This window comes from Maribacter hydrothermalis, assembly GCF_001913155.1.
GTDB classification, from domain to species: Bacteria; Bacteroidota; Bacteroidia; order Flavobacteriales; family Flavobacteriaceae; genus Maribacter; species Maribacter hydrothermalis.
Genome location: NZ_CP018760.1, coordinates 3,153,788 through 3,179,142, shown reverse-complemented (window position 1 = coordinate 3,179,142; position 25,355 = coordinate 3,153,788). Strand labels below are relative to the sequence as shown.

Genomic DNA, 25,355 nt, shown 5'->3' with positions numbered 1-25,355 from the left:
AAAGAGATTCAAATACACCAATTGTTAAAAATAGTTTAAACATATACTATAGTAATACAAAAATTACTAGTATAATGAAAAAAACATAATTAGATTTACATTACCAAATAAGTATGATTTTTAGTACATAAATAATTTCTATGCCCGGATTTACCATTGACCAAGAGCGTCTTCAGGATAAAACCAAACTTTTATTAAGGGTAAATTATACCACAAGCATTATCTCCATTCTTTTTGGAGCATCATGTTATTTTCTATTAGGGATTACTGAAATTATTCCGTTTGTCCTAGTTTGTTTTGGGGTTTTAAATCTACTTAATCTACAATACTTCAAAGTCCATAATAAGATTTTGCCCACGTTTAATTTCTCATCTATATTAGGCTTAATTTCCTCGTTCATAATCACCTTGTATAGCGGTGGAATTCATAGCTCCTTTATATTTATGATTCCTTTAATTGCTTTCGGTGGATTCATCAACAGCAGTAAATACGGCAAAATATACCTTAATATAATTGTTTTGTTGATACTACTACTTTTTACACAAACAATGCCAGAACTTAAAGTAACTGAAAATAAAGTTCCCGAGAATTCGAGCTCTATTTTTAGTCTAATTTCCATTTTATTTTCCGTTTTTGTTTTAGGAAATACTTTTGGAAAAAGCCTATTAAGAACCTATAATGCCCTGTACACTTCTAAAAAAAACATGGCTGTTCAAGTTCATGAAAAAGAGAATTTATTAAAAGAAGTTCACCACAGGGTAAAAAACAATTTACAAACGGTATCTAGCTTATTAAGTCTACAGTCTAGAAATATTGAAAATGGTCCTATGAAAGGACTCTTAAAAGGAACACAAAATAGAGTTATAGCAATGGCAATGGTTCATGAAATGCTATATATGCGTAAAGACATCAGTCACATAGAATACAAATCTTATGTACAAGAATTGAGTGAATATTTAATTCGCTCAATAAAAGGTATTGACAACCAAGTTATTTTGAAAATAGATATACCAGATATTAAGTTAGGTATTGATACAGCTATTCCTTTAGGTCTATTAATTAATGAAGCATTGACTAATGCCTTAAAATATGGTATTGACGGTGATAATAAAGGTGAAATAAATATTAAGTTACAAAAAGATTCAGAAAAAAAAGATTGCTATATTTTAGAAATAGGTGACAATGGCATTGGTTTTCCAGAAACGATAAATTATAAGAACACAAAATCATTAGGATTAAAACTAATCTATAATCTTACTCGCCAATTAAGAGGTACTATTGAAAGAGATGCTTCAAAAAAAGGTACGAACTACATAATCAAATTTCAAGAAATTAGGCAACAATTATCCAGAGATTCAAAATAAGTCTAATTGTTAAAAACAATTTTCATTATTTATATCATAAAGTAAGTAAATGACCGATGTCAGTTACAATGCTTTTTCTATATTTATAGGAACTAACTCAAACTACCACCTTATGTTCCTCAAAATATTGCTTTTTACAGCAATTGTCTTCACAGGCATATTGACAATCAATGCTCAATCTTTAGAAGGTGATGGGCCACATTCACAACTTATTATTAGAGGCGTTATGCTTATAAATGGCAATGGCGCACCTCCACAAGGCCCAATTGATATTGTTGTTGAAAACAATACTATTAAAAATATCCAAGTAGTTGGTTATCCGGGAGTTGCAATTGATAATAGTAAAAGACCTCAATTAAAAGCTGGAGGTAAAGAATTAGATTGTACTGGTATGTATTTAATGCCTGGTTTTATTGATATGCATACCCATATTGGTGGAGACGCGCAAGGTGCCGACCCAGATTATGTTTTTAAACTATGGATGGCCCATGGCGTAACTACGGTACGTGAAGTTGCTGGAAGAGGCATTGATATTGCTTTAGATTTAAAACGAAAAAGCGAAAAGAATGAAATTATTGCTCCTCGTATCATCTCCTATACCGCATTTGGCCAAACTAGCAAATCATTCAATCCATTAAACGATATTCCTATTTCTACTCCGGAACAAGCGCGGGAATGGGTCCGAGCAAATGCCAAAAAAGGAGCAGACGGAATCAAATTCTTTGGTGCTGAACCAGCAATTATGGCAGCTGCCCTAGACGAAAATAAAAAATTAGGACTTGGTTCTGCCTGCCACCATGCTCAAATGAGTGTTGCAAGATGGAATGTGCTACATTCTGCAAGAGCGGGACTAACTTCAATGGAACATTGGTACGGACTACCTGAAGCATTATTTGATGACCGTACAGTGCAGGACTTTCCCCTTGATTACAATTATCAAAACGAGCAACATCGATTTGAAAATGCTGGTAAATTATGGGCACAAGCAGCAGAACCCTATTCTGAACATTGGAATAATGTAATGAATGAACTATTGGCGTTAGATTTTACGATGGACCCAACTTTTAATATTTACGAAGCCAGTAGGGATTTACAACGCGCAAGACGTGCAGAGTGGCATGAAGACTACACGTTACCATCTTTATGGGAGTTTTATCAACCAAGTATGGTTTCGCATGGTTCTTATTGGCATGATTGGGGTACAGAACAAGAAATACAATGGAGAAAAAATTATCAACTTTGGATGACTTTTATAAATGAATATAAAAATAGAGGTGGTCGTGTAACTACAGGTTCTGATTCTGGATTTATATTTCAACTATACGGTTTCGCTTATATAAGAGAATTAGAGTTAATGCGAGAAGCAGGTTTTCATCCCTTAGAAATTATACAATCAGCAACATTAAATGGCGCAGAAGCGTTAGGAATGGATGATAAATTAGGGTCTGTAACTATAGGTAAACTTGCAGACTTTGTAATTGTTGAAGAAAATCCGCTTCAAAATTTCAAAGTATTATATGGTACTGGGGCCATTAAGCTTACAAAAGAAAATGAGGTGGTTCGTATTGGTGGTGTTAAATATACCGTTAAAGATGGTATCGTATATGATTCCAAAGCATTATTGGCCGACGTAAAACGCCAAGTTGATGAGGAAAAAGCTAAAAGTAATTATACTATTAAACAACCTGGTGTAAAGAATTAAAATTTTCTTTTATCAACCGGTACTTTAATGGTACGTACTTTCTTTTTGTTTTTAGAAGTAAAAACAACTGTTGCAATAATAAGAAATGTCGATACTAATATTGTAAATAACATCATAATTTTAATTTTTAAAGGTGCTTAATTGCACCTTTTTTAATGGAGCAAAGATTATGCCAACTTACCATAACTCTTACCGGTAATAAAAGCTAATTCTTTGTTAATTCTTGCATTTTTATATCGGTATAAACGAACTATATTCGTTTCCATAGATATTGTAATCTCTTTCTTGTCGTTAATATCGTTAAGGCTATCAACCATAACAATACCCATTTTAATAGTGTCAATTTTATCATCAGATTTTGGGTTTTGTGCAATTGCTAATGCTCCTGCGAAAATTATAATTAATAAGGTAAATATTGCTTTCATAACTAAATGTTGAACAATATAAAGATACCTTCAACCCAATAATGAAGGGCCTTAACCTCGCTGAAGTGCTATAATTTTCGGCTAGTGTAAAAATATATGTTGAATAGTCAAAAAGTGTCGACCAACGGTTTTTAAGTAAAAAACACCATACCGATTTGGCATGCATTTCATCGATCTTTTTAATTTGGGGTAGTAGTGAAAGATACTTTAAAGATTGGCAATAATTTACCTTACAAATTCTAAAAAATAGGATTTAAGTAAACTACCTCGGGGTAAGCCCACGAGGCATTCGCCCGAAACGAACTTTTAATTTCGAGGCAAGCCTCGGGGTATTATACCCTTTGGCGGTGCCAATAAAAAAGTACATGTAATTATGATTTATTTCTTCCCCGTTTACCGTAGTTTTTATCGCCACGAGTTTTTGGTTTAGAATATTTCTTTTTAATAATGCGCTTGTAGGAACCACCTTGGTTTTCTTTCTTGTTTTTATCAGATTTTTCATGAAAACTGGCTCCGCGCTCATCCTCATCTATATTTAAAGGATTTTCTCGCTCTATATGCCTAGGTTGCTCATCAAAAGTTAGCTGGGTTGCAATACTTACATTATTAGGCAATGGTAGCTCATTCACTTTATAAGACATTAAATCCTCAATGGCATTTTTTGCATCTTCTTCTTGTGGTGTAAATAATAAGATAGAAGTACCCTCTTTCTCTGCCCTACCCGTTCTACCAATACGGTGCATGTAATTTTCAGGGTATGTCGGAGTATCAAAATTTATAACATGTGATATCTCTTTAAGATCTAACCCACGAGCCATTACATCTGTTGTAACCAGAATACGGTTCTTACCTTCATCGAACTGAGTGATAGAACGTAATCTATAATTTTGAGTTTTATTGGAATGGATAATACAAATCTCCTCACTAAAAAACTCTGCTAATTCTTTAAATAACAAATCGGCACTGCGCTTACTGGAAACAAATACTAACACCTTATGAAATTCTTGTTCCTTTTGTAGCAAATTTACCAGCAAATTTACTTTCGTATAAAAGTTAGGTGTGGCATAAGATAATTGGGTAATATTTTCTAGGGGAGTACCACTTACAGCAATAGAGATTTTGTGAACTTCTGAAAAGAAATCAGTAATAAACAATTCAATATCATCTGTCATGGTGGCAGAAAACATGATGTTTTGTCTTCTTTGCGGTACTAATTCAAAAATATTTACCAACTGAAAACGGAAACCCAAATCTAACATAACATCAACCTCATCAATAACAAGCTTTTTTACTTGTTTTAATTGAACTGCCTTTGTTAAAATTAAATCATATAAGCGAGCAGGAGTAGCTACAAGAACATCTGTCCCTAAAGCCAATGCTTCTTTTTGCCGCAACATACTTTTACCACCATATACGCCCAATACCCGAATACCCGCATATTTAGCCAATTTTTCAGTTTCTTCTACCACCTGCACTACCAGTTCTCGTGTAGGTACTAAAATCACCACTTTAGGATGTATTTCTTTTGAAAACTTCAGCGTATTTAAAATTGGAAGCAAATAAGCAAATGTTTTACCAGTACCCGTTTGAGCAATACCAACAACATCACTACCACTCATTACAATAGGAAAAGCTTTCTCCTGAATAGGTGTAGTATTCTCAAAACCAAGATCTTCAACGGCTTTTTCTAGGTTTCTAGATATTTTTAAATCGGTAAACAATGGCATAATAATCACTTTTGTATTTCAGATGCAAAGCTATGTGGATTAGTTGATACTTCCCCGATATGTACGTTATAATTATAAATTTACGAAAAGCCTTTCGTTCTAACAGATTATTAAAGACACGGTTTACTTTTATTAATCTGGTAAAACTCTCCTATCTTTTCCCCTATACAGATAGAGAAGTGACCCTAGAAGCGGAAATAGAAAAACAATTAAAAACCATGTTATTTTGGCATCGTTACGAAATGTATGACGAAGAATATCTATTATACAATAAGCCCATAATACTACAATTACCAGCAAAAACGTCTGCCAAATTCCAAGGCCTAAAGAAAAATCTGATGCTGTATGTTCCATCGAAGTGATTGATTTCTTATAAAGATATGATATAAAATTTACAACCTATGGCCTCCATTTCACCATTTTAATAGAAGCATCTTCATAGTATAAAAAAATGTGATTCACCTAGTATGAAAACTAGTTTTAAACAATCGACTTAAAAAGTATACAAATTAACTTGTACGTACAAGTTAATTTGTATACTTTTAGTAGCTATTCATTTTAGAAACTATCATTTATAATCATGATTAAATCCGTGCAACTGAAAAATAGATATATGACCAGAGTTTTACCATTAATGCTATTATGTATATGCACATGGCAGGTACGTTGCCAAAAATCGCTGAGTACAAACCTAAAATATATTGAAATAGATAGTGCAAAGCAGAAATGGGGAGATTGGAACCAACCGGAATGGTTACGCTATTTTGGTCTGGATGCAGGTGACGTAAATAATGACGGATTTCTTGATGTTTTATCCGGTAGGTACCTCTACCAAAATCCTGGCGGCGATATGGCTGCGCCATGGCAACGCACGGTTTTAGATGACAATGTTGATGGTATTTTTATTACAGATGTAGATTTCGATGGATACGCAGATATTATTGCAATGGCTCTACCCGATATTTTTTGGTATGAGGCACTTAATAAGGAAGGAACCAAATTTACTCGAAGAAAAATTGGACAAATACCCGCTACAAGCCATGTTAACAGTCAAGGGTTTGAAAAAGCACAACTTATAAAAGGTGGTCCTTCGGAATTCGTAATTGCGGGCAATGGGGATATTTACGCCATAACCATTCCTGAAAAAAATATAGATTCCGCCTTATGGAACATTCAACTAATCTGCAAAGATACTTCAGACGAGGGTATTGGCGTAGGTGATATTGATGGCGACGGCGATTTGGATATTGCAGCAGGAAGAAGACCTGAAGGTGAAGAAGAGCCTTCGATTTTGGTTTGGTTTGAAAATCCAGGAAATTTAAACGCTCCGTGGGCAGAGACCATTGTGGGTAACAGCGAACACCCCATTGACCGCATAGCTATTTCTGATGTCGATGGAAACGCCAAGGCAGATATTGTCATCACTGAAGAACGCTACCCTGGTTTAGAGCCAGACGCTTCCATTTGGTGGTATGGCCAATTAGCTTCAAATAATTGGCATAGAAATAAAATATCTACCCAGTTTTCCTCCAATAATCTGGATATAAAAGATATCGATAACGATGGGGATATCGATATTTTAACGGCAGAGCATAAAGGAAGTACCTTAGAAATGCAATTATGGGAGAATAACGGCAAAGGAATGTTTTCCAAAACGATTCTGGATACCGGTAAAGAAAATCATCTTGGAACCCAGTGGACAGACCTTGATCAAGATGGTGACCTGGATATTATAGGGGCAGGATGGGACCAATATAAATATTTGCACCTTTGGCGAAACGACTCCATTAAGAAAGAATCGAAAACTAAAGCAAGGCAGAGAGCGAAAGGAAAAAAAACAAAAAGATCAGTAGACATTGAGGAAGGTATATATGAAAATAGACCACATTACCTTATTTACACTCAAAATGCAACGTATTACTTGGACAAGTCTGGCGGTGGATTTTCTCGTATAATTGACTCCTTCGGTAACGATTATATAGGTTTTAAAAAAGACCCCTGGGGCGTTTATCCAGAATCTGCGGCGTCTGCTTTTCGAGGGCTCCCAAATTTCGTACACCTAGGCGAAGACAATGGTGCGGGGCATCCCGGTCACGACAAATGCGACTCGGAAAAAATTGATGATAGGACCATTAGAACGACCTCAAAAAGCGGCCACTGGCAATGGGATTATGCATTTTACGATGAGCATGTAATCGTTTCTGTATTAAAAAGCGACCCGAAAATACCGTATTGGTTTTTGTACGAAGGTACTCCAGGGGGATCTTACCGACCCTATGAAACCATATTTGGTACTTCTGCCGCAACACCAGTGGATAACATCCCAGATTTTTACCAGGGCAATTATATAAATGGCGACTTCCAATGGGCCTATTTCAGTCAAAAAAAGAGTCCTACTACCTTATTTTTAGGCATGCAGACTACCGACTCCAAAAATGATATGATGGCATTGTTAGGCAATTCGACCAATGGTATCACCAGTGCGGATGGTATGACGGTATTTGGCTTTGGCAGAAAAGAACCCACCCAACCCCTTTTAAGAGGTAAAAACAAATTTATCATCGGCATGTATGAGCATTCATCAGCATCTGATGACAGATTAAGTAAATTGACCGACTTTATTGAGCAAAAAATATCCATCTTAAATCAACCTAAATAATAAACTATGAACTTAAAAAATACGTTAAGGGAATTTTTGATACTACTATCACCAGTAATTTTAATTACATCATGCGCGGAAAAAAAAGAGGAGGTCAAACCCAAAAATGAATTGAGTTTTAGCTCCACAAAAATAATTGACAGTGCACAACATTGGTGGGCCTACACTTCAAAAGAAATTTCGGGAGACTCGATCGCAGATTTAATCTTTATACACAATAATTCTTCTGGCGGATACTTGGGATACTATGAAGGCCAAGCCGAGGAAGGATTATGGAAGAAACATATAATTGCGGAAAAACCAATGACAGGAGGGCTATTTGCAAGCGGGGATTTAGAAAGTGAAGACATTGATGGTGATGGCGACAATGATGTAATCGCCGTCAAACATCCAGGAGAATGGACAGATGCCGGTGCCGAAGCAGAACTATTCTGGTATGAAAACACCTCTGATGCCTGGTTGCCCCATAAAATTGGGAGTGTCCCCGATGCAGTAAAGGATATTAGTTTTGCCGATTTCGACAAAGACGGTCGCCTAGATATGTCGATCTTAACTTTTGACGAACATACCCTCAGTATTTTTAAACAAAATAATTCGGATGAATGGATAAGGGTCCAATTTATTCAAAATGATGTGCTCCATGAAGGTATGGGTATTGGTGATTTTAATGGTGATGGTTACCAAGATATTGTTGCTACCGGTTTACTATTTTATAACCCCGGAGCCGATTTAACCCAAAACTGGAACGTTGAAAATTTAGATGAACAATGGAACAATCAAGAAGGTGATTGGTCTAGAAACGGGACAAAAACCTTTGTAACCGATATCGATGGCGATGGCGTCTCGGAAATTTATATGGCACACTCAGAAAGGGCGGGTTACCCATTGGTGCGCTATAAAAAAGAGAAAAATGATTGGTCCAAAACAATTTTAAAGGATAGTATTGCCGCTTGTCATACGCTTCAGGTTTATGATTTTGACAATGATGGCGATTTAGATGTTTTAGCAGGTGTAAATAAAGGTAGGGCCGTAAATTTAGATCAGATCAGTTTTAATGTGAGCCTTTTATTAAACGAAGGGAATGATGAGGATTATAAAGAAATGATTTTGGAAGATCAAGGTATATACAATGGTAATGCTATTGATTATGACCAAGACAGCGACATAGATATCTTCAGATATCCAGACCATGAGGCTACAGAACTTTACCTGATAAAAAATAACCTTCTTCAAAATGGAGGGTAACTTTGTTGTAGGTAAGAATGGTAAAACTGTCATACCCTATTGAAAAAAAAATAATTTCAAGAAAAAAAAGAAGTACTCAAATCTCAATGATAACAATGAAAAGGTATCACCACAAAATCTTTAATTTTTCTGCCTTGAACAACCCGTAAAAATCTACAAAATGATCAATAGAAGAAAGTTTATAAAAAAATCTGGATTAGGCGCAGCCGGCACAATTTTGGCTCCTAATATGGTAATGGCCACTCGATCTTGCAAAGGGGAGAACCCTGCCATCCCCTTAAATGGGCATTTATGGGTATATGCCAGCAAATTTCCACCCAATTGGGACTGCACCCCAGTTCTTGACACCGTATTCTCAGACCTAAGCGCTGCGGGAATGGATGGTCTAGAACTTATGGAAGGCCAGTTACGCCACGATGATGCTGTAAACAGGCTTAAAACATTGATTAAAAAATACGACCTTCCCGTATCTGGGTCTTCCTATGGGGTTGGCTTTGGTATGTGGGATATTGAGCAACATAACGCCATTTTAAAAGACATTAATACGGTTGTTCCCAGATTATCAGAAGTTGGCGGCACCACCTTTGGCATTTCCGTTGGAAACAAACCCGAAGGACTAAAGACAGAAAAAGAATTGGATGACCAAGCCGAGCTACTACTTAAAATAAGAGCACGCTGTAAAGAAAACGGTATTATAGCAAATTTGCACAACCATATCTATGAGGTAGAAAACGATATGCACGATTTAAAGGGTACCCTTGAACGTATTCCTGATTTTAAATTAGGACCAGATTTAAACTGGTTGATCCGTGCCGGCGTCGACCCTGTTGATTTCATTAAAAATTATGGTGATCAAATTGTTTACCTTCATATTAGAGATCAATATAAAGATGGTACCTGGTCAGAATATGTGGGGCAAGGCGACACGAATTTCAAAACAATAGCCCAAGCCCTGAAAATGAAGAACTTCAACGGTCAAGCTGCTATCGAATTGGCTTTTTCCAATGATTTTAATCCTAAAAACGATTTAAAAACAGATTGGCAGCTTAGCCGCGAATTTGTTGAACAAACCTTTAATTGGTCATAAAATAAAAATTCATATTATGAGAATAGCAGTATTAGGTTCTGGTTTCATAGCCAGATTTTATGCAGAATCATTACATGCACAACGACGAAAAGACTATATAACAATGGTCTACTCAAGAACCGCGGAAAATGCGAAACGTTTTGCGGATGATTATGGGTTGCCATATTATAAAACATCCATGTCGGAAGCCATTGCCCATGACGAAGTAGATGTTGTTCTTATTTCGTTACCTAACCACCTGCATGAAGCTGCGGTGATGGAATGTGTAAAGGCAAAAAAACATGTTATCTGTACAAAACCTTTGGGTAGAAACGCCTTAGAGGCCAAAAGAATGCTAGATGCAGTTGAAAAAGCGGGGATATTTGGTGGATATCTTGAAGATCTTTGCTATACCCCAAAGTTCTTAAAATCTATGGAAAGCGTTAAACGCGGTGATATTGGGCGCGTACTTTGGGCCAAATCGAGAGAAACGCATCCTGGACCACATAGTGATTGGTTCTGGGACAAGGAGAAATCTGGAGGAGGAGCCATCATTGACCTTGGTTGCCATTGTGTGGAAATAAGCAGGAATTTTATCGGAAAAAACATTAAACCTATAGAGGTCATGTGTTGGGCAGATACCCAAGTACACCCTATAGATGCGGAAGATCATGCCATCGGGTTGGTTAAATATGCCAATGGCGCAATAGGACAGTTTGAAGTAAGTTGGACGTTCAGAGGCGGAATGGATCTTCGCGACGAGGTTATGGGAACTGAGGGCACCATATGGCTCAATAGTTTTCTGCGTACCGGCTTTGAAATGTTCACAACCGGCAAGGGAAGTGATGGGTATGTGGCCGAAAAGGCGGAATCAACTACAGGTTGGCTATTTCCCGTAGGTGACGAATCACATGAACTAGGTTACCCTAATATGTTTACCGATATGTTCGAGGCCATAGAAGAAAAAAGGGAACCTTTAGAGTCTTTTTATGACGGGTATGTGGTCAACGCTATTTTGGATGCCGCATTTGTATCTGCGGAAAGTAAACGCTGGGAACCTGTAATTCTTGAGGATTGGCGCGGCGATGAATCGGAAGATACCCAGAAAAAGTGGGAATCGTACGATGATAATCACTACCTGATCAAAAAAGAAGTACTGCCTAATGGGGATATTACCTTTATTTTAAAACATAAATCTACGGGCGAGGTTAGCCGTAAAGTAATTTTGGCCAAATAAAACAGATCTACATGTATATTAACGGAAAAGGAACGGAGGAAAACACCTATGACGCCATTGTAATCGGCTCGGGCATTAGTGGAGGTTGGGCCGCAAAAGAACTTTGTGAAAAAGGCCTAAAAACCTTGGTACTCGAAAGAGGCCGAATGGTTGAACATATTAAAGATTACACCACAGCCAGTATGAACCCATGGGAATTTAAACACCGCGGAACGATACCCCAAAAGATACAAGATGAAAATCCTGTTGTAAGCCGGTGTTATGCTTTTAATGAGGCTACCGAACACTTCTTCGTAAAAGATACGGAACATCCGTACGAACAAAAAAAACCGTTCGATTGGATACGTGGCTATCAGGTAGGCGGTAAATCCTTACTATGGGCACGGTGGACCCAACGGTGGAGCGACCTTGATTTTGAGGCCAACGCCAAGGAGGGTATTGCGGTAGACTGGCCCATTCGCTATAAGGATATAGCGCCTTGGTATAGTTATGTAGAAAAATTTGCTGGTATCAGTGGCAATAAAGACGGACTATCGGTCATTCCTGACGGTGAATTTTTACCGCCTATGGAAATGAACTGTTTGGAAAAACACGTCAAGGAATCTTTAAAAACACATTATGACGATAGGCATTTGGTGATCTCAAGAACGGCAAACCTTACCACCCGTCATATGGGTCGCGGACCTTGCCAATATCGAAGCTTATGTAGCCGCGGTTGTCCGTTTGGAGGGTATTTCAGCAGTAATTCATCGACCCTGCCCGCAGCGGAGAAAACAGGAAATTTGACCATACGCCCTTTTTCAGTGGCACAAACCATTCTGTATGACAACGAAACCGGGAAAGCAACTGGGGTGCGCATAGTCGATACTACGACCAAGAAGACCATAGAGTATTATGCCAAGATTATATTTGTAAACGGATCAACCCTAAACTCCACCCTATTATTGTTGAATTCAAGATCTGACCGTTTTCCTGATGGTATGGGAAATGATTCTGGTGAACTAGGCCACAACCTCATGGACCATAATTACAATTGTAAAGTAGAAGGTGAATTTGATGGTTTTAAAGATTCATACTATTCGGGCCGCAGGCCTACGGGTACATATTTGGCTCGTTTTAGAAATGTTGGCAATGACCAACAAAAGCGTTTTAAAAGAGGGTACGCCTATGCAGGAGGTGGCTCCAGAGCTCCTTATAGCCAACTAAGTGAAACAGCTTTGGGTACTGCATTAAAAACAGACCTTACACAATTGGGACCTTGGAAATTTGGATTAACCGGTATGGGAGAATGTCTTCCTTATCACGACAACCATATAAAACTAAGTACCGACAAAAAAGATGAGTGGGGAATGCCCTTGTTGGAGATAGAGGCTGAATATAAAGAGAACGAGAATATAATGACGCAAGATATGATCACGACCGCCATGGAAATGCTCGACAAAATGAAATTCAAAAATATTACCGACAAAAAAGAATTCAGAAATATAGGACTGAACATACATGAAATGGGTACGGCGCGTATGGGGCGTAATCCCAAGACCTCCGTATTAAATGGTAATAATCAAGTTTGGGGCGCAGAAAATGTATTTGTGACAGATGGTGCCTGTATGACCTCCAGTGGTTGTCAAAATCCATCCTTGACCTATATGGCCATGACCGCCCGTGCAGCGGATTTTGCTGTATCCGAACTAAAAAAAATGAACATTTAAGCGAACAAATGAAAAGAAGTACGTTTTTAAACAGAATATCCTTAGGAACCGGTGGTCTACTAATAATACCAGCTGTTTCATTGGTACAAAGTTGCAGCTACCGTCCCACGCTAAGAACCACGATCAGTGCATCCGATAGTCCGCTATTAGATGAAATCGGTGAAACAATTATCCCTACCACAGATGCCGTACCAGGTGCGAAAGCTGCCAATATTGGTTCCTATATGGTTTTAATGTATGAAGATTGCATGACACCCGAAGATCAACAACTATTCGTAGAAGGTATCAACGAACTAGATCAAAGAGCCTCGCAAACATATGGCGAAAGTTTCACCACCATAGAGGATGTACAAAAATTAGAACTTTTATACACCATACAGAACGAAGCGGAAGCTTACTACCTAACGATGGAGGGGCTAGAGAAGGTTCCCGTCCACTATTTTTCCTTGTTAAAAAACTTAACGATATCTGGATATTTTAGTTCTAAAATAGGCATGATGGAAGCCCGAAATTATGTACCCATTCCGGGTAAATTTGAGTCTTGTATTCCTTATTCAAAGTACGATAAACCTTGGGCAATATAAGCGAAATGAACTTTAAAGACACCACATATATTATAATGGGCGGTACCACAGGTATGGGTTTCGCCGCAGCAAAAGCGCTTATTGAACAGGGGGCAAAAGTTTTGGCAATTGGAAGAAATCAAGAAAGTTGCGAAAATGCCGAAAACGAATTAGGAAGCAATGCCCTGGTCTATTCAGCGGATGCTACCAAACCCGAGACCATGGCAAAAGCAATACAAATGGCCCATGAAACCTTTGGTACCATTCATGGCCTTTTTCATGTCGCCGGCGGTAGTGGACGAAAATGGGGCGATGGTCCTTTAGATCAACTAACCCTTGAAGGTTGGAACAAAACCATGGAACTCAACCTTACATCTATGATGCTTTCAAATCAAGCCATGATCAATTATTTTTTGGAGCAGAAAACGCCAGGCGTTATTTTAAATATGGGCTCTGTGCTAGGATATTCCCCTTCTCCAAAATATTTTGTCACCCATGCCTATGCCGCTGCAAAATCGGCCATTATCGGTTTTTCAAAATCGATAGCCGCCTATTATGCCGAAAAAAATATTCGGGTTAATGTGATCGCCCCTAGTTTGTTCAGTACTCCCATGGCCAAACGAGCATCGGAAGATGAAGATATACTTGACTTTCTACGTACAAAACAACCCTTGGACGGCGGCAGACCTGGAGAATCAGAAGATATCAATACCGCGGTATTAATGTTCTTACACCCTAATTCAAAATTTATAACCGGTCAGGTTTTAGCGGTAGATGGCGGCTGGACCTTAAGCGAGGGCCAATACCAGTAAGACATGAAAATAGATGACGTATACTTAGGAATCGATATCGGTGGTACAAAAATAAAATGGGTGATATTGAACGACCATGGCAATATACTAGAGCAAGCAGATTTACCGACCAATGATACGGCAGAACAACAAGGTCTTTGAAAAAAAAAGGTCAGTACGTTAATTCAAGAAAAAAACGAGGAATATACCATGGCAAATTCCCGTAATTTAAAATGTGCGATTTCAGCGCCGGGACTTGTTGATGGACAAAACCGAATGATAGTGACCATGCCAGAGCGTTTGAAAGGCATCGAACATTATAATTGGTCGGTGGAAATTGGCAAGGACATTTATGTCATCAATGACGGTCACGCCGCCGGTTTGGCCGAATACGAAACGTTCTATCGCATTTCAGGTATTCAACATTTCTTAATGCTGACCTTAGGAACAGGAGTTGGTGGAGCCATTATTATAGACGGTACCTTGTACCAAGGCCATCTACAACGCGCGGGTCATGTAGGCCATATGAGCCTTCAATATAACGGTGCCCCAACCATGACCAATATTCCTGGAAGTTTAGAGCACGCCATGGGCAATTTTTCGATAATAGAACGAACCCAAGGAACGTATGAAAATACCCGGCAATTGGTCGATGCCTATATTAAGGGCGATAAACAGGCAAAAACATGGTGGTTAACATCCGTTGAAAAACTGGCTATTGCATTGGCATCATTGACTAATATTCTTGCGCCTGAATGTATTGTTTTAGGAGGCGGTATTTCGGCAGGAGCGGAAAACGCCCTTATAACTCCCTTAAAAAAATATATGGACATCTATGAATGGCGACCAGGAGGATACAGGACACCCGTAGAAGTAGCAAAATTAGGTGGATATGCGGGAGCGATAGGAGCCGCATATTTTGCCAAAACAATCAATCATAAAAATTTAAAATGAGCGTTACAAAGCAATATTTAGAAAAAGGAAGTGACATTTTATCGGTAGTAGCCCAACAGGAGTCCAAAATACAAGAAGTGGCAAAACTATTCGCCAAGTCTATTTTAGCGGGCAGAATGGTCCATTTATTCGGTTCGGGCCATAGTCGAATGATGGTCGAGGAAATGTGGCCGCGGTATGGTTCATTTCCCGGATTCAATCCGATAGTGGAACTTTCGGTATCGTTTCACAATTTGGTCGTGGGTGCCAATGGTCAACGACAGGCCATGTTCTTGGAAAATGTGCCGGGTTTCGCGGCCAAGATCATGAGGAATTTTGATACTAGTAAAGAAGATACCGCTTTGATCATATCGTCCAGTGGCTGTAATGTAGTCCCTATTGAGATGGCGGAGGAGTTTAAAGAAAGAGGTATTAAAGTGGTGGCACTGGTCAGTAGCCTCCATCTAGAAGGTAGCACCTCGAAGAAAAGTGACGGCAAAAAATTGACCGACTTCGCAGATTACGTCTTGGACACAGGTGCTCCATTAGGAGATGCCATGATTTATCTAGATGGCTTGGATTCGCCCGTTGCACCAGGATCTACCTTAGGCGGTGTTTTATTGATCAATTGCCTAAAAGCTGAAATTGCCAAAATCTTGCACGAAAACGGTAAATCGCCAAAGGTACTGAGCAGTGGTAAGATCGTTGGTGAGCAAAGGGCGGTAGAATTGTTTGAATCCGCTTATGATGAGCATGCCCATTTAATGGCAAAATTGTATCAGAATATTGGAAATAAAAAATAACTATATGAATTTTAACGCTTCTATCTCGAAAAAATTCAATACAGACATACTTGTTATCGGTAGTGGTAGTGCGGGTTCAACAGCAGCGTTAGCTGCCTCTAGGGGCAACGTTAAAGTAAGTTTGGTGGAACGATATGGGTTTCCAGGAGGTACCTCTACCCAGATGCTCGATACCTTCTACGGTTTCTTTACGCCCTCTGATACCCCCCGCAAGATCGTGGGTGGCATTCCGGACACAATCGTAAATTCATTGAACAGTACAGGTGACATTTTTCTTAGACCGAATACCTATGGTGCAGGCACAGGAGTAAATTATAATCCAGAACGACTAAAACACGTTTGGGATATGTTATTGACCCAAAACGGTATTTCCCTATATTATCATTCTACTCTGGTAGGTGTTGAAAGTGTTGGGGAATATTCTACCTGTGTATTTTTCCATAAAGGAATCGGTTTTTTTACTATAACTGCCAAGCGTGTCATTGATGCCACTGGCGATGCCGATTATTGCCATTGGGCTAATATCCCTTATGAAAAGGCAGGCGATAACGAACCCGCACAAAGCATGACCACTACTTTTAGGATTTCGAATGTAGACCACGCCAGTTACGAAAAGGCGGGTGGAAAAGAGATGTTGAAGCAAAGAATGGCGGAAGCCTTTGAAAAAGGTACACATCCCCTACCGCGAAAAGAAGGTTCTGCCCACGAAATGTGTCAGCCAAAATGTATTTCTACGGTGGCGGTAAAAGTTGTAGACCTTGACCCGCTAAATGTTGAGGAAATTACCAAAGCGGAAATAGAAGGGCGGCGGCAATCCTTTATTTTTGAGGATTTCTTTAGGAGTGAAATACCAGGATATGAGAACGCAAAAATCATAGGGCTATCGAACCAAATAGGAGTTAGGGAGACGCGAAGGGTGTATGGCAACTACCGTTTGACAAAAGAGGATTGTATGGGCGCAAAACAATTCGATGACCAAATTTTTCTTTGTGGCGCACCTATAGAAGATCATCGAAAGGGAGATGATGGCAGCTCTGAAACATTTTGGCAATATGTGCCTAACGGTGGTGCTTATGGCGTTCCATATGGCACCATTGTCCCTCAAAATAGTATGAATACATGGGTGGTAGGGCGTTGTTTTTCCGCTACGCATGACGCACATGCATCGTGCCGATCTATGGCGCAAACAATGAGTATGGGCCAAGCCGCTGGCCTGGCAGCATTCATATCCTTACAAAAAGATCACGATGCAAAAAACATTCCTATTAAGAAACTACAAGACCAAATTATAGAAATTGGAGGTATTTTACAGGTTCCTGAAAAAATAGCGGATATTTCACGTAACGGATGGTCAAATAACTAGGTTTATCATGCACAAATTTTTTAGAACGGTTTTAAGGGATATGCCGAGTTCGGAAATGGGTTTTACCTATTCGCACGAACACATTGTTATTGATGATTGTTTTGTTACGAGAAAAAATCCCGGATTTTTACTCAATGATTCCGATAAAATCTCTGAAGAACTAAGCAATTTCTTTTCGGCCGGTGGTAGAACGGTGGTAGATACCATGCCCGCCAATGCAGGCAGAAATGTGGAGCTATTGGCCGAGGTAAGCAAAAATAGTCGTGTGAACATTATCGTTCCAACCGGAATCCATCTAGAAATGTATTATCCGGAGACACATTGGCGATATCAATATTCCGAAGACCAACTTACCGACCTCTTTATAGCTGACATTGTGGAAGGTGTAGATAAATTTGATTACTCCGGACCCATTATTGAACGAACTACCCACAAAGCAGGCTTGATTAAACTGGCGACCGGTGACGAGCCTTTTACTCCGCATCAGCAAAAAATTTTCCGGGCTGTGGTCAACACCCATTTGGCCACAGGCGTACCCATTTTGACACATACCAATTTTGGAAGGCATGCGCTGGAACAGGCCAAACTATTTATACAACTTGGGGCGTGCCCAGAACATATTGTGCTATCTCATGTAGATAGGGCAAAAGATGTGGATTATAACCGAGCGGTCTTAGATACCGGTGTACGCGTTGAGTATGACAGTGCTTTTAGATGGAAAAAAGAGGAACCCAATTATACGTTTTTGTTATTGGAACATCTTTTACCAGAATATCCGAATCAGATTACTTTGGGAATGGACATGGCCAAAAATGCCTATTGGAAAAGTTATGGCGGCCAACCCGGTTTAAATTATTTAATTGAAGAAATTCCAAAATTCTTACAATCAAAAGGACTTGAACACTATTATAATAACTTGTTTATAGAGAATCCACAACAGTTATATTCTTTTTTTAGGACACTGTAAATAACCTCAGGGAAAGCCATCGAGTCATTAAAAATAAATTTAACATTTAATTTCGACAGAAGCCTCAGAACATATAAATCGCGATAATCGAGCAACCAATTTAACCAAAATAGGTGTTTCGAATGGGATAATCGGTTGTTTTACAGTACAGATCTCCATATAGATTTAAATTTGGCTTACTTGTTCTGAACCTTACGGAGATATGTAGAATAGGGTCTCCCGTAGCAATTTTGAGTGATTTCGCTATTTCTTCTGAAGCAGTAATAGCGCGTAATTCTTGCTCGGCACCCATTACTTCGATAAAATACTTTTGACTTAAGGTTTTAAAAAAAGACCCATCAATAAAATCGTCGGGTTTTATCATTTCTAGAGCATTTAACGCATACCAATTATTTTCTAAAACAACGGGCGAGCCGTTAATATGACGAACCCTTTGAAAATATACACATGCAGAACGTTCTTCCTCTTCGGTCAAAGCAAAGGCAATTACCGGATCCCACGTTGAAATATCTGGTTTTTTCGTTAATATCGTATCCACTTCGTAATCAATTGCCCCTGAAAAACCTTTGATGGTCAAAAGACCCAAAGACTTTCTTCGTGCAATTACCTTACTACCCTTGCCATGTTCTTTTGCAATAAATCCTTCTTTTAGAAGTTCATCCAGCGCTTTTCTAACTGTTGTTCTGGTAGTCCCGAATTTTTTACAAATATCATTTTCAGAAGGTAGGTAACTATCAATGGCATATTCCCCACCTTGTATCCTTTTTTTTATATACTCTTGAATAATATGGTATTTCTTAGGTTCTTTCAATGATTGATTTTTAATACTGAATAAATATACCTGTATAATTTACAAAACCTTGCAACATCTGAATAAATTGAACCACAGCTCATACTTTAGCGATTCTAATAGTTGTTATCAAAATGGGTAAAAAATATGATGAAATAGACATTCTATATACCAAATACTTCGGTTTGCGATTACCGTTACTTTCCTTCTTTACGCAGCACTTGTAATGGCGGACTATTTAATACCCCTCTACTATTAAATAAACCTATAAACAGAACCAAAACGGCAATACCGGGAAAAACTACTAAAAATGGTATCCATGACGGAACAAAAGGCGTATCAAAAACAAAATATGCCAACAAAAAACTACTTACTAAAGAAAGTAACACCCCTACTCCACTACCTAAAACACCTAAAAACAGGTACTCTAAAGAATTAATTTTCAAAATTTGATTGCTCTGAGCGCCAAGGGTTCTTAATAAAACACTTTCTCGAATTCTTTGGTATTTACTATTTCGAACAGAGCCAATTAATACAATTATGCCCGTAAGAATACTGAAAAATGCCATAAATGTGATAACCCATGAAATTTTATCCAAGATATTCTCAACTAGTGTAACTACTTGTCTTAAATCAATAATCGAGACATTGGGAAATTTTTTAACCAATTCTCGCTGTAAGTTTGCTGAAGATTTTTTGTCAGGTGCATTAGTGGTCAGCACGTGAAATTGAGGAGCATTTTCTAAAATTCCTTTTGGAAAAACAATTGAAAAATTAAGTTGCATACGTGCCCAATCTACTTGCCGTATGTTGCCAACCACGGTGGTCATCAATTTACCTTGAACATTAAATGAAATAGTATCTCCAAGAGTTACTAGCGCATCTTTAGCCACATTATCTGCTAACGAAATTGGAATAACCTTAGCATTTGTTTCTACTGTTGGTATCCACTCCCCCTCAATTAATTTTTCAGAAGCAATCATTGTGTCTCTATAAGTGGTTCTAAACTCATGGTTTAAAATCCATTTATTTACTTGACTGGTACTATCTAACCTTAAATCATTTACATTTTGGTTTTTAATGCTTATCATTCGCATGGTTACAATTGGAATATTGTCAATCACGGGTAACCCCTTAGGCTTAATTGTATTCGCCACATCATTCCGCTGTTCTGTCTGAACATCAAACAATATTAAATTTGGACTTTCACTATTAGATTCAAAAGCAGTTTTAGCCAGTAAAAAATCTTTAGTAAAGTATAAAGTGCTTATTAAAAAAGTTCCAATACCAATAGCTAAAATTAGCACTACAGTTTGATTGTTTGGTCTGTATAAATTCAACAAACTTTGTCTTGCCGAAAAACTCCAAGATTTTGGAAAATTTTGTTTTATCAACCTCATAAATATCATAGAAACACCTGCCAATATGGAAAATGTTACTAAAATACCTGCTACAAAACTCGCCGCATAAGTCCATCTACCTAATAACCAATACGCAAAAAGAAACACGAAAAAAATAATAGCTACAATAACCCATATTTGGTATGGTCGCGATTTTTTACTTGTATTCTCTTGAACCCTTAACACTTGTAAAGGAGAAACAAACCAAGTATTGACTAATGGAGACAGAGCAAACAAAACTGACATAAAAACACCCAATAACAACCCAATAAAAATGGATTGGAACGATGTTGAAATTTCAACCTCAAAGGGCAGAAATTCTTGTAGGATAAGTGGAAAAGTTTGCTGTAATAGCAACCCTATAACGGTTCCAATTAAACCACCCAACAATCCCATACCTGCAATTTGAATTAAGTAAATTAAAAAGGTTTGTTTACGGGTTGCACCAATACACTTAAGAACAGCAACAGATTTTAATTTCTCCTTAATATAAATATGAACGGAACTTGCTATACCAACACACCCAAGAAGAAGAGCAATAAAAGCTACAAGATTTAAGAATCTAGCCACATTGCTATAACGTCTTCCTAAACGCTCACTAGTGTCTATATGACTATCTAAATCGGCATTCTCGGCATCTAATAAGGGGTCTATTTTAGTATTTAAAGCTTTTAAATCTATGCTAGGATTTTTAAAATAATAATTATAACCTAAGCGACTTCCTTTTTGCAAGAGACCACTTTGTTCCATAAAACGGAATGGCACTATAATAGGAGGCGCTGCTGTTGCTCCAATACCTGAACTACCGGGAGCAGTAACTAATGCGCCGATAATGGAAAAAGTTGTAGTACCTAACTTTACACTATCACCAGGTTTTAAATTATATTGTAGCATGGCGGTTGCATCTACTAAGGCACCACCTTTATCTTGATATTCCTTGGCAGCACTAATTGGGTCCGTTTCTAATTCTCCATAAAAAGGAAAACCGCCTTCTATACCACGTACTTGAACTAATTTAGTGGCCCCACTTTTTGTAAAAGCAGCCATTGAAGCAAAATTTACCTCTTTGGCATCAGCACCACCAATAGAATCCATTAATTCTACCACCCGCTCATTTGCAGGTTGGTTACTATCTATTAGAAAATCTGCGCCCATTAACGCCTTTGACTGCAGCCCAATATTATCCGTAAGATTATCGCTAAATGATTGAATAGAAACAACTGCGGCAATACCTATAATAATAGAGGCCATAAACAAGAGTAAGCGCTTACCACTTGCTTTGCCATCTCGCCAAGCCATTTTTAATAGCCACTTATAATCTGCTTTTGATGTACGTTGTAAGTTGCTCAAGATAGTATGGTAGTTTCATTAATTACTATTTTACCACCTTTAAGCCGAAGTATATGCTGGTTAAGTTTAGCCAATTCCAAATCATGGGTTACTATAACCAAAGTAGTACCCATTTCTGCATTTAGATCAAATAACAATTTAATAACCTTTTCACCCGTTTCTTCATCTAAATTACCCGTAGGTTCATCTGCAAAAAGAATTGAAGGCTTATTTGAAAATGCTCTAGCCAATGCCACACGCTGTTGTTCGCCACCAGATAATTGCGAAGGATAATGATTATGTCGTTCGGCAAGTCCTACTTTGGCCAACAGATCCATCGCTTCTTTGGTAGCATTTGCAGCACCTTGCAATTCTAAAGGGACACTTACATTCTCTAAAGCCGTTAAAGTTGGTAGTAATTGAAAATCTTGAAAAATAAATCCTACTTTCTCATTTCTTAGAAGTGCGCGTTGGTCTTCGTTCAGCATACTTAAATCTTCACCACATAGTTCTATTAGTCCGTCATTAATTTCATCTAGTCCTGCGCAAAGTCCTAATAATGTCGTTTTTCCGCTACCCGAAGGTCCTACTATTGCAAAAGTATCACCTTCCTCAATAGAAAAAGAAATATCATCAATAACTGTCAAATTCTTAGATCCACTAGTATACGTCTTTTTTAGATTTCGTACGTTTAATATCTTTGTCATAAATCATTTTGCTTCAAGCTAACAAATTAACTAAATGATTTTGAATCTAATAAGCAAAGACTATGTTGAAAGTATTAAAGTTTCGTTATTTTTTATTGGCTCTTGTACTAATTGGTTGTGGAGAAAACCCTGAAAAAAAGCAAACAGACGGTTCCATTAATGAAGAAAATGCCACTCAAAAAGTAGTATTGGATACCGATAAGAAAGTAATTTTGTTTTACGGCAACAGCCTAACTGCGGCGTATGGCTTAGATACCAAAGAAGGTTTCCCAAACAAAATTCAACAACGGTTAGATTCTTTAGGGTTAGCATATAATGTAATTAACTCTGGATTAAGTGGAGAAACTACCTCTGGAGGATTAAATAGATTAGATTGGGTTCTAAATCAACCAGTAGATATTTTCGTTTTAGAATTAGGCGCTAACGATGGGTTAAGAGGAATACCCATTTCAGAAACAATGAATAATCTTCAACGTATGATTGATATGGTGAAGAAAAAAAACCCTGAGACTCTTATAATTTTGGCAGGAATGCAAATACCGCCAAATATGGGTGAAGATTATACGGCACAGTTTAAGGAAATGTATCCCGCTTTAGCTGAATCTAACAATATACTATTAATTCCATTTTTATTGGAAGGAGTTGCAGGGATACCAAGTTTAAATTTGGAGGATGGAATTCACCCAACTGCCGAGGGACAAAAAATAGTCGCCAACAATGTTTGGGAAATATTAAAGACTATTGTTTTACCTCTTCAAAAGACAGAGGTAAATGAAGAAGTATCTATTGAAGCTCTTAACTAGGCAAAAAACAGTAATCGTACTCTTGGTTTAAAAAGAAGCGCTTGTTTAACCCGTGCATTCTTTACTTTAAAAAACCTTGCAGCTGTTTGAAAACCCTGAGGATTTAAGTTAGATTTTACTGTAATAAGGGCAATAGGCATCACAGTAGTCTGAACTTTTTTTAATGGTAATTGCTGTTGAGCTTGGGACTGGGTTCCCAAACAGATAACAAGGAATAAAAAGATAATAGTACGCATAATAAGTAGGTAAATTTGGTTTATAGATAACCCACTACTTGTAAGTAAACGTATTTCTAATTCGATAAGAGGTATGGTTTTTACGATGAAAAGATAGTTTTTCGATGTATTACCAAATTTTGTAGTCCTTTTTCCTACAAAATTTAAACACTTAATTTGCAGAAACGATGTATTTCATCGATTTATTAAGTTTTTTCTTACAAAAAAATTATTCTTAATAAGTAAATACGGGGGAAGTGCTGTTTATGTAAGAAATCTGATAATTAAAAGTTAGTTGTCCGTAATATAGAAATCTAACTTTGCTAAATAAAAATGAATTAAAAAAGACTTTTTCTTTATTCTACTTTTCACTTAGAACTCCCTACTTAATATTCAATACCTTATACTATCTTCACAATTAAGCTATTTTAGCACTGTTAGCTTTGGTTACAAAATTTAAATCTCTTTTAATTCTTGAGTTTTTAGATTTGTATAAACGAGCTACTTCTGTTTTAGTCTCTAAGTTTAACACATAATTTGTTTCTGTAACAATTGTCATTTCAATAGTTTCAATTTTTACTTCCTCAGTAGTGTTTTGTGCTTGGGCAGTGAAGCTTAAGAAGATGATGAAGATGATTGATATTATTGTTTTCATGACTTGCATTTGTTACACTAATAGAACGCCACAGTCCTTGTTTCACTAAGTCATGAATCGCTGAAAAACACATTTTATTCGATATTATACACGCGCTCAGTTTAAGTGTAAAATCTTGTCGATAAACGACACCTACCATAAAATCACCTTACCGATTTTTGATGTCGTTAATCGATAGTCGCAATGAAAGTATGAGTTTAAATCTCAAGTTCAAGCGCTTAAATCTAATACAAACGCAAATTCAAAATCAATTTTAAATTAAACCTAGCTTTACGTTGTCCGTTGTCCGTTGTCCGTTGTCCGTTGTCCGTTGTCCGTTGTCCGTTGTCCGTTGTCCGTTGTCCGTTGTCCGTTGTCCGTTGTCCGTTGTCCGTTGTCCGTAAAGTTAATTTTCCGAACTAAATACAAGCTGTTACAAAGCAACTTATTCAATAAGATGTCAATTCTCACTTTTCAAATTTCAAACTTATTACTTTGTACCATGATCTATGTGCTAACTACCTAAAGTTATCAACTTCAATAAAAAATTTGGATGCGGGCAGTTTTCTTTATAAAAAAGCTAATGGTTCTTTAACACAGACCCCAGGTTAGTCCCTATGGTTATGTTCTAAATCTCGTATTATTTAAAAAGTGTTTTAATATAATTGTTGAATCATTATCACCTTCAATGACATTATGTTTAAAACTATGTACCTCTCTATTTAAAGGAACAATAACCTTTGTACAAACTTTGCACCATTAATCGATTCCAATATCAACATTCCTAAAAGACTTAGGATTAGATGAAAAACTTTCCTTATCAAATTATAGGTTACGTTCTTCTATATATCCACCATAAGCAATTACACCATTCTTTTTATGTAAAAACTTAAATATATACTTTTGGCATGCATTATAATCTA

22 protein-coding genes and 1 pseudogene are annotated in these 25,355 nt (G+C 37.5%); 14 read left to right on the top strand and 9 right to left on the bottom strand.

The genetic code is table 11. The features are described from left to right. Positions 1-140 precede the first annotated feature (140 nt). Together BTR34_RS13715 and BTR34_RS13710 are read left to right on the top strand one after the other, a co-directional pair. The gene (locus BTR34_RS13715; RefSeq protein ID WP_068486373.1) at positions 141-1,364 is read left to right on the top strand and encodes a sensor histidine kinase; all 1,224 of its coding nucleotides are present in this window, start codon (positions 141-143) and stop codon (positions 1,362-1,364) included. 112 nt (positions 1,365-1,476) lie between these two features. Continuing rightward, complete coding sequence (locus tag BTR34_RS13710; protein ID WP_068486564.1) at positions 1,477-3,066, top strand: amidohydrolase family protein; 1,590 nt, start codon at positions 1,477-1,479, stop codon at positions 3,064-3,066. A 167-nt stretch (positions 3,067-3,233) separates the two neighbouring features. Here BTR34_RS13710 and BTR34_RS13705 read toward each other — a convergent pair whose 3' ends face one another. The 3 genes from BTR34_RS13705 to BTR34_RS19290 all read right to left on the bottom strand — a co-directional run bounded on the left by BTR34_RS13705 (position 3,234) and on the right by BTR34_RS19290 (position 5,572). After that, positions 3,234-3,491 (bottom strand): hypothetical protein, encoded by a 258-nt coding sequence (locus BTR34_RS13705; protein WP_068486371.1) that lies wholly within the window; start codon positions 3,489-3,491, stop codon positions 3,234-3,236. A gap of 371 nt (positions 3,492-3,862) precedes the next feature. Further along, entirely contained in the window at positions 3,863-5,218 is a 1,356-nt protein-coding gene (locus tag BTR34_RS13700) for a DEAD/DEAH box helicase (protein ID WP_068486369.1), read from the bottom strand. Between the two features lie 132 nt (positions 5,219-5,350). Then, the gene (locus BTR34_RS19290) at positions 5,351-5,572 is read right to left on the bottom strand and encodes a PLDc N-terminal domain-containing protein (protein WP_068486368.1); all 222 of its coding nucleotides are present in this window, start codon (positions 5,570-5,572) and stop codon (positions 5,351-5,353) included. Positions 5,573-5,831: 259 nt separating this feature from the next. Here BTR34_RS19290 and BTR34_RS13690 point away from each other — a divergent pair, with 259 nt between their 5' ends. The 11 genes and pseudogenes from BTR34_RS13690 to BTR34_RS13640 all read left to right on the top strand — a co-directional run bounded on the left by BTR34_RS13690 (position 5,832) and on the right by BTR34_RS13640 (position 18,554). Next, the gene (locus tag BTR34_RS13690) at positions 5,832-7,877 is read left to right on the top strand and encodes an FG-GAP repeat domain-containing protein (RefSeq protein ID WP_197496196.1); all 2,046 of its coding nucleotides are present in this window, start codon (positions 5,832-5,834) and stop codon (positions 7,875-7,877) included. A 6-nt stretch (positions 7,878-7,883) separates the two neighbouring features. Continuing rightward, positions 7,884-9,122, top strand: a complete 1,239-nt coding sequence (locus tag BTR34_RS13685) for an FG-GAP repeat domain-containing protein (RefSeq protein ID WP_068486363.1) — start codon at positions 7,884-7,886, stop codon at positions 9,120-9,122. 160 nt (positions 9,123-9,282) lie between these two features. Further along, positions 9,283-10,209 (top strand): sugar phosphate isomerase/epimerase family protein, encoded by a 927-nt coding sequence (locus tag BTR34_RS13680; RefSeq protein ID WP_068486362.1) that lies wholly within the window; start codon positions 9,283-9,285, stop codon positions 10,207-10,209. A 16-nt stretch (positions 10,210-10,225) separates the two neighbouring features. Next, complete coding sequence (locus BTR34_RS13675; protein WP_068486562.1) at positions 10,226-11,425, top strand: Gfo/Idh/MocA family protein; 1,200 nt, start codon at positions 10,226-10,228, stop codon at positions 11,423-11,425. An 11-nt stretch (positions 11,426-11,436) separates the two neighbouring features. Further along, the gene (locus BTR34_RS13670; RefSeq protein WP_068486360.1) at positions 11,437-13,134 is read left to right on the top strand and encodes a GMC oxidoreductase; all 1,698 of its coding nucleotides are present in this window, start codon (positions 11,437-11,439) and stop codon (positions 13,132-13,134) included. A gap of 8 nt (positions 13,135-13,142) precedes the next feature. Then, a complete protein-coding gene (locus tag BTR34_RS13665) occupies positions 13,143-13,718 on the top strand; it encodes a gluconate 2-dehydrogenase subunit 3 family protein (RefSeq protein ID WP_068486358.1) in 576 nt (191 codons plus the stop codon). 5 nt (positions 13,719-13,723) lie between these two features. Continuing rightward, entirely contained in the window at positions 13,724-14,509 is a 786-nt protein-coding gene (locus tag BTR34_RS13660; protein WP_068486560.1) for an SDR family NAD(P)-dependent oxidoreductase, read from the top strand. Between the two features lie 3 nt (positions 14,510-14,512). Further along, positions 14,513-15,442 (top strand): annotated as a pseudogene (locus tag BTR34_RS13655) (ROK family protein). After that, positions 15,439-16,224: a sugar isomerase domain-containing protein gene (locus BTR34_RS13650; RefSeq protein WP_068486356.1), complete on the top strand. Its 786-nt coding sequence runs from the start codon at positions 15,439-15,441 to the stop codon at positions 16,222-16,224. Before BTR34_RS13655 ends, BTR34_RS13650 begins: the two are co-directional and overlap by 4 nt. Before the next feature lie 4 nt (positions 16,225-16,228). Beyond that, positions 16,229-17,587 carry an FAD-dependent oxidoreductase gene (locus BTR34_RS13645; RefSeq protein WP_068486558.1) on the top strand — a complete coding sequence of 453 codons (1,359 nt, stop codon included), beginning with the start codon at positions 16,229-16,231 and terminating at the stop codon, positions 17,585-17,587. A 7-nt stretch (positions 17,588-17,594) separates the two neighbouring features. After that, the gene (locus BTR34_RS13640; RefSeq protein ID WP_068486354.1) at positions 17,595-18,554 is read left to right on the top strand and encodes a phosphotriesterase family protein; all 960 of its coding nucleotides are present in this window, start codon (positions 17,595-17,597) and stop codon (positions 18,552-18,554) included. A gap of 100 nt (positions 18,555-18,654) precedes the next feature. Here BTR34_RS13640 and BTR34_RS13635 read toward each other — a convergent pair whose 3' ends face one another. From BTR34_RS13635 to BTR34_RS13625, 3 genes are all read right to left on the bottom strand, one after another. Then, a complete protein-coding gene (locus BTR34_RS13635) occupies positions 18,655-19,365 on the bottom strand; it encodes a GntR family transcriptional regulator (RefSeq protein ID WP_068486351.1) in 711 nt (236 codons plus the stop codon). A gap of 176 nt (positions 19,366-19,541) precedes the next feature. Then, positions 19,542-22,043 (bottom strand): ABC transporter permease, encoded by a 2,502-nt coding sequence (locus BTR34_RS13630; RefSeq protein ID WP_068486556.1) that lies wholly within the window; start codon positions 22,041-22,043, stop codon positions 19,542-19,544. Between the two features lie 47 nt (positions 22,044-22,090). After that, positions 22,091-22,780 carry an ABC transporter ATP-binding protein gene (locus BTR34_RS13625; protein WP_068486349.1) on the bottom strand — a complete coding sequence of 230 codons (690 nt, stop codon included), beginning with the start codon at positions 22,778-22,780 and terminating at the stop codon, positions 22,091-22,093. A gap of 62 nt (positions 22,781-22,842) precedes the next feature. Here BTR34_RS13625 and BTR34_RS13620 point away from each other — a divergent pair, with 62 nt between their 5' ends. After that, positions 22,843-23,583: an arylesterase gene (locus BTR34_RS13620; protein ID WP_068486347.1), complete on the top strand. Its 741-nt coding sequence runs from the start codon at positions 22,843-22,845 to the stop codon at positions 23,581-23,583. Here the strand turns inward: BTR34_RS13620 and BTR34_RS13615 are convergent. The 3 genes from BTR34_RS13615 to BTR34_RS18810 form a co-directional block, all read right to left on the bottom strand. Continuing rightward, complete coding sequence (locus BTR34_RS13615; RefSeq protein ID WP_068486345.1) at positions 23,580-23,819, bottom strand: hypothetical protein; 240 nt, start codon at positions 23,817-23,819, stop codon at positions 23,580-23,582. The two genes, BTR34_RS13620 and BTR34_RS13615, sit on opposite strands and share 4 nt — an antisense overlap. A 397-nt stretch (positions 23,820-24,216) precedes the next feature. Further along, positions 24,217-24,453, bottom strand: coding sequence for a hypothetical protein (locus BTR34_RS13610; protein ID WP_068486343.1), 237 nt, complete (start codon positions 24,451-24,453; stop codon positions 24,217-24,219). 270 nt (positions 24,454-24,723) lie between these two features. Beyond that, on the bottom strand, positions 24,724-24,903 hold the full coding sequence (locus tag BTR34_RS18810) for a hypothetical protein (protein WP_157493043.1): 180 nt from the start codon (positions 24,901-24,903) through the stop codon (positions 24,724-24,726). Between the last annotated feature and the right edge of the window lie 452 nt (positions 24,904-25,355).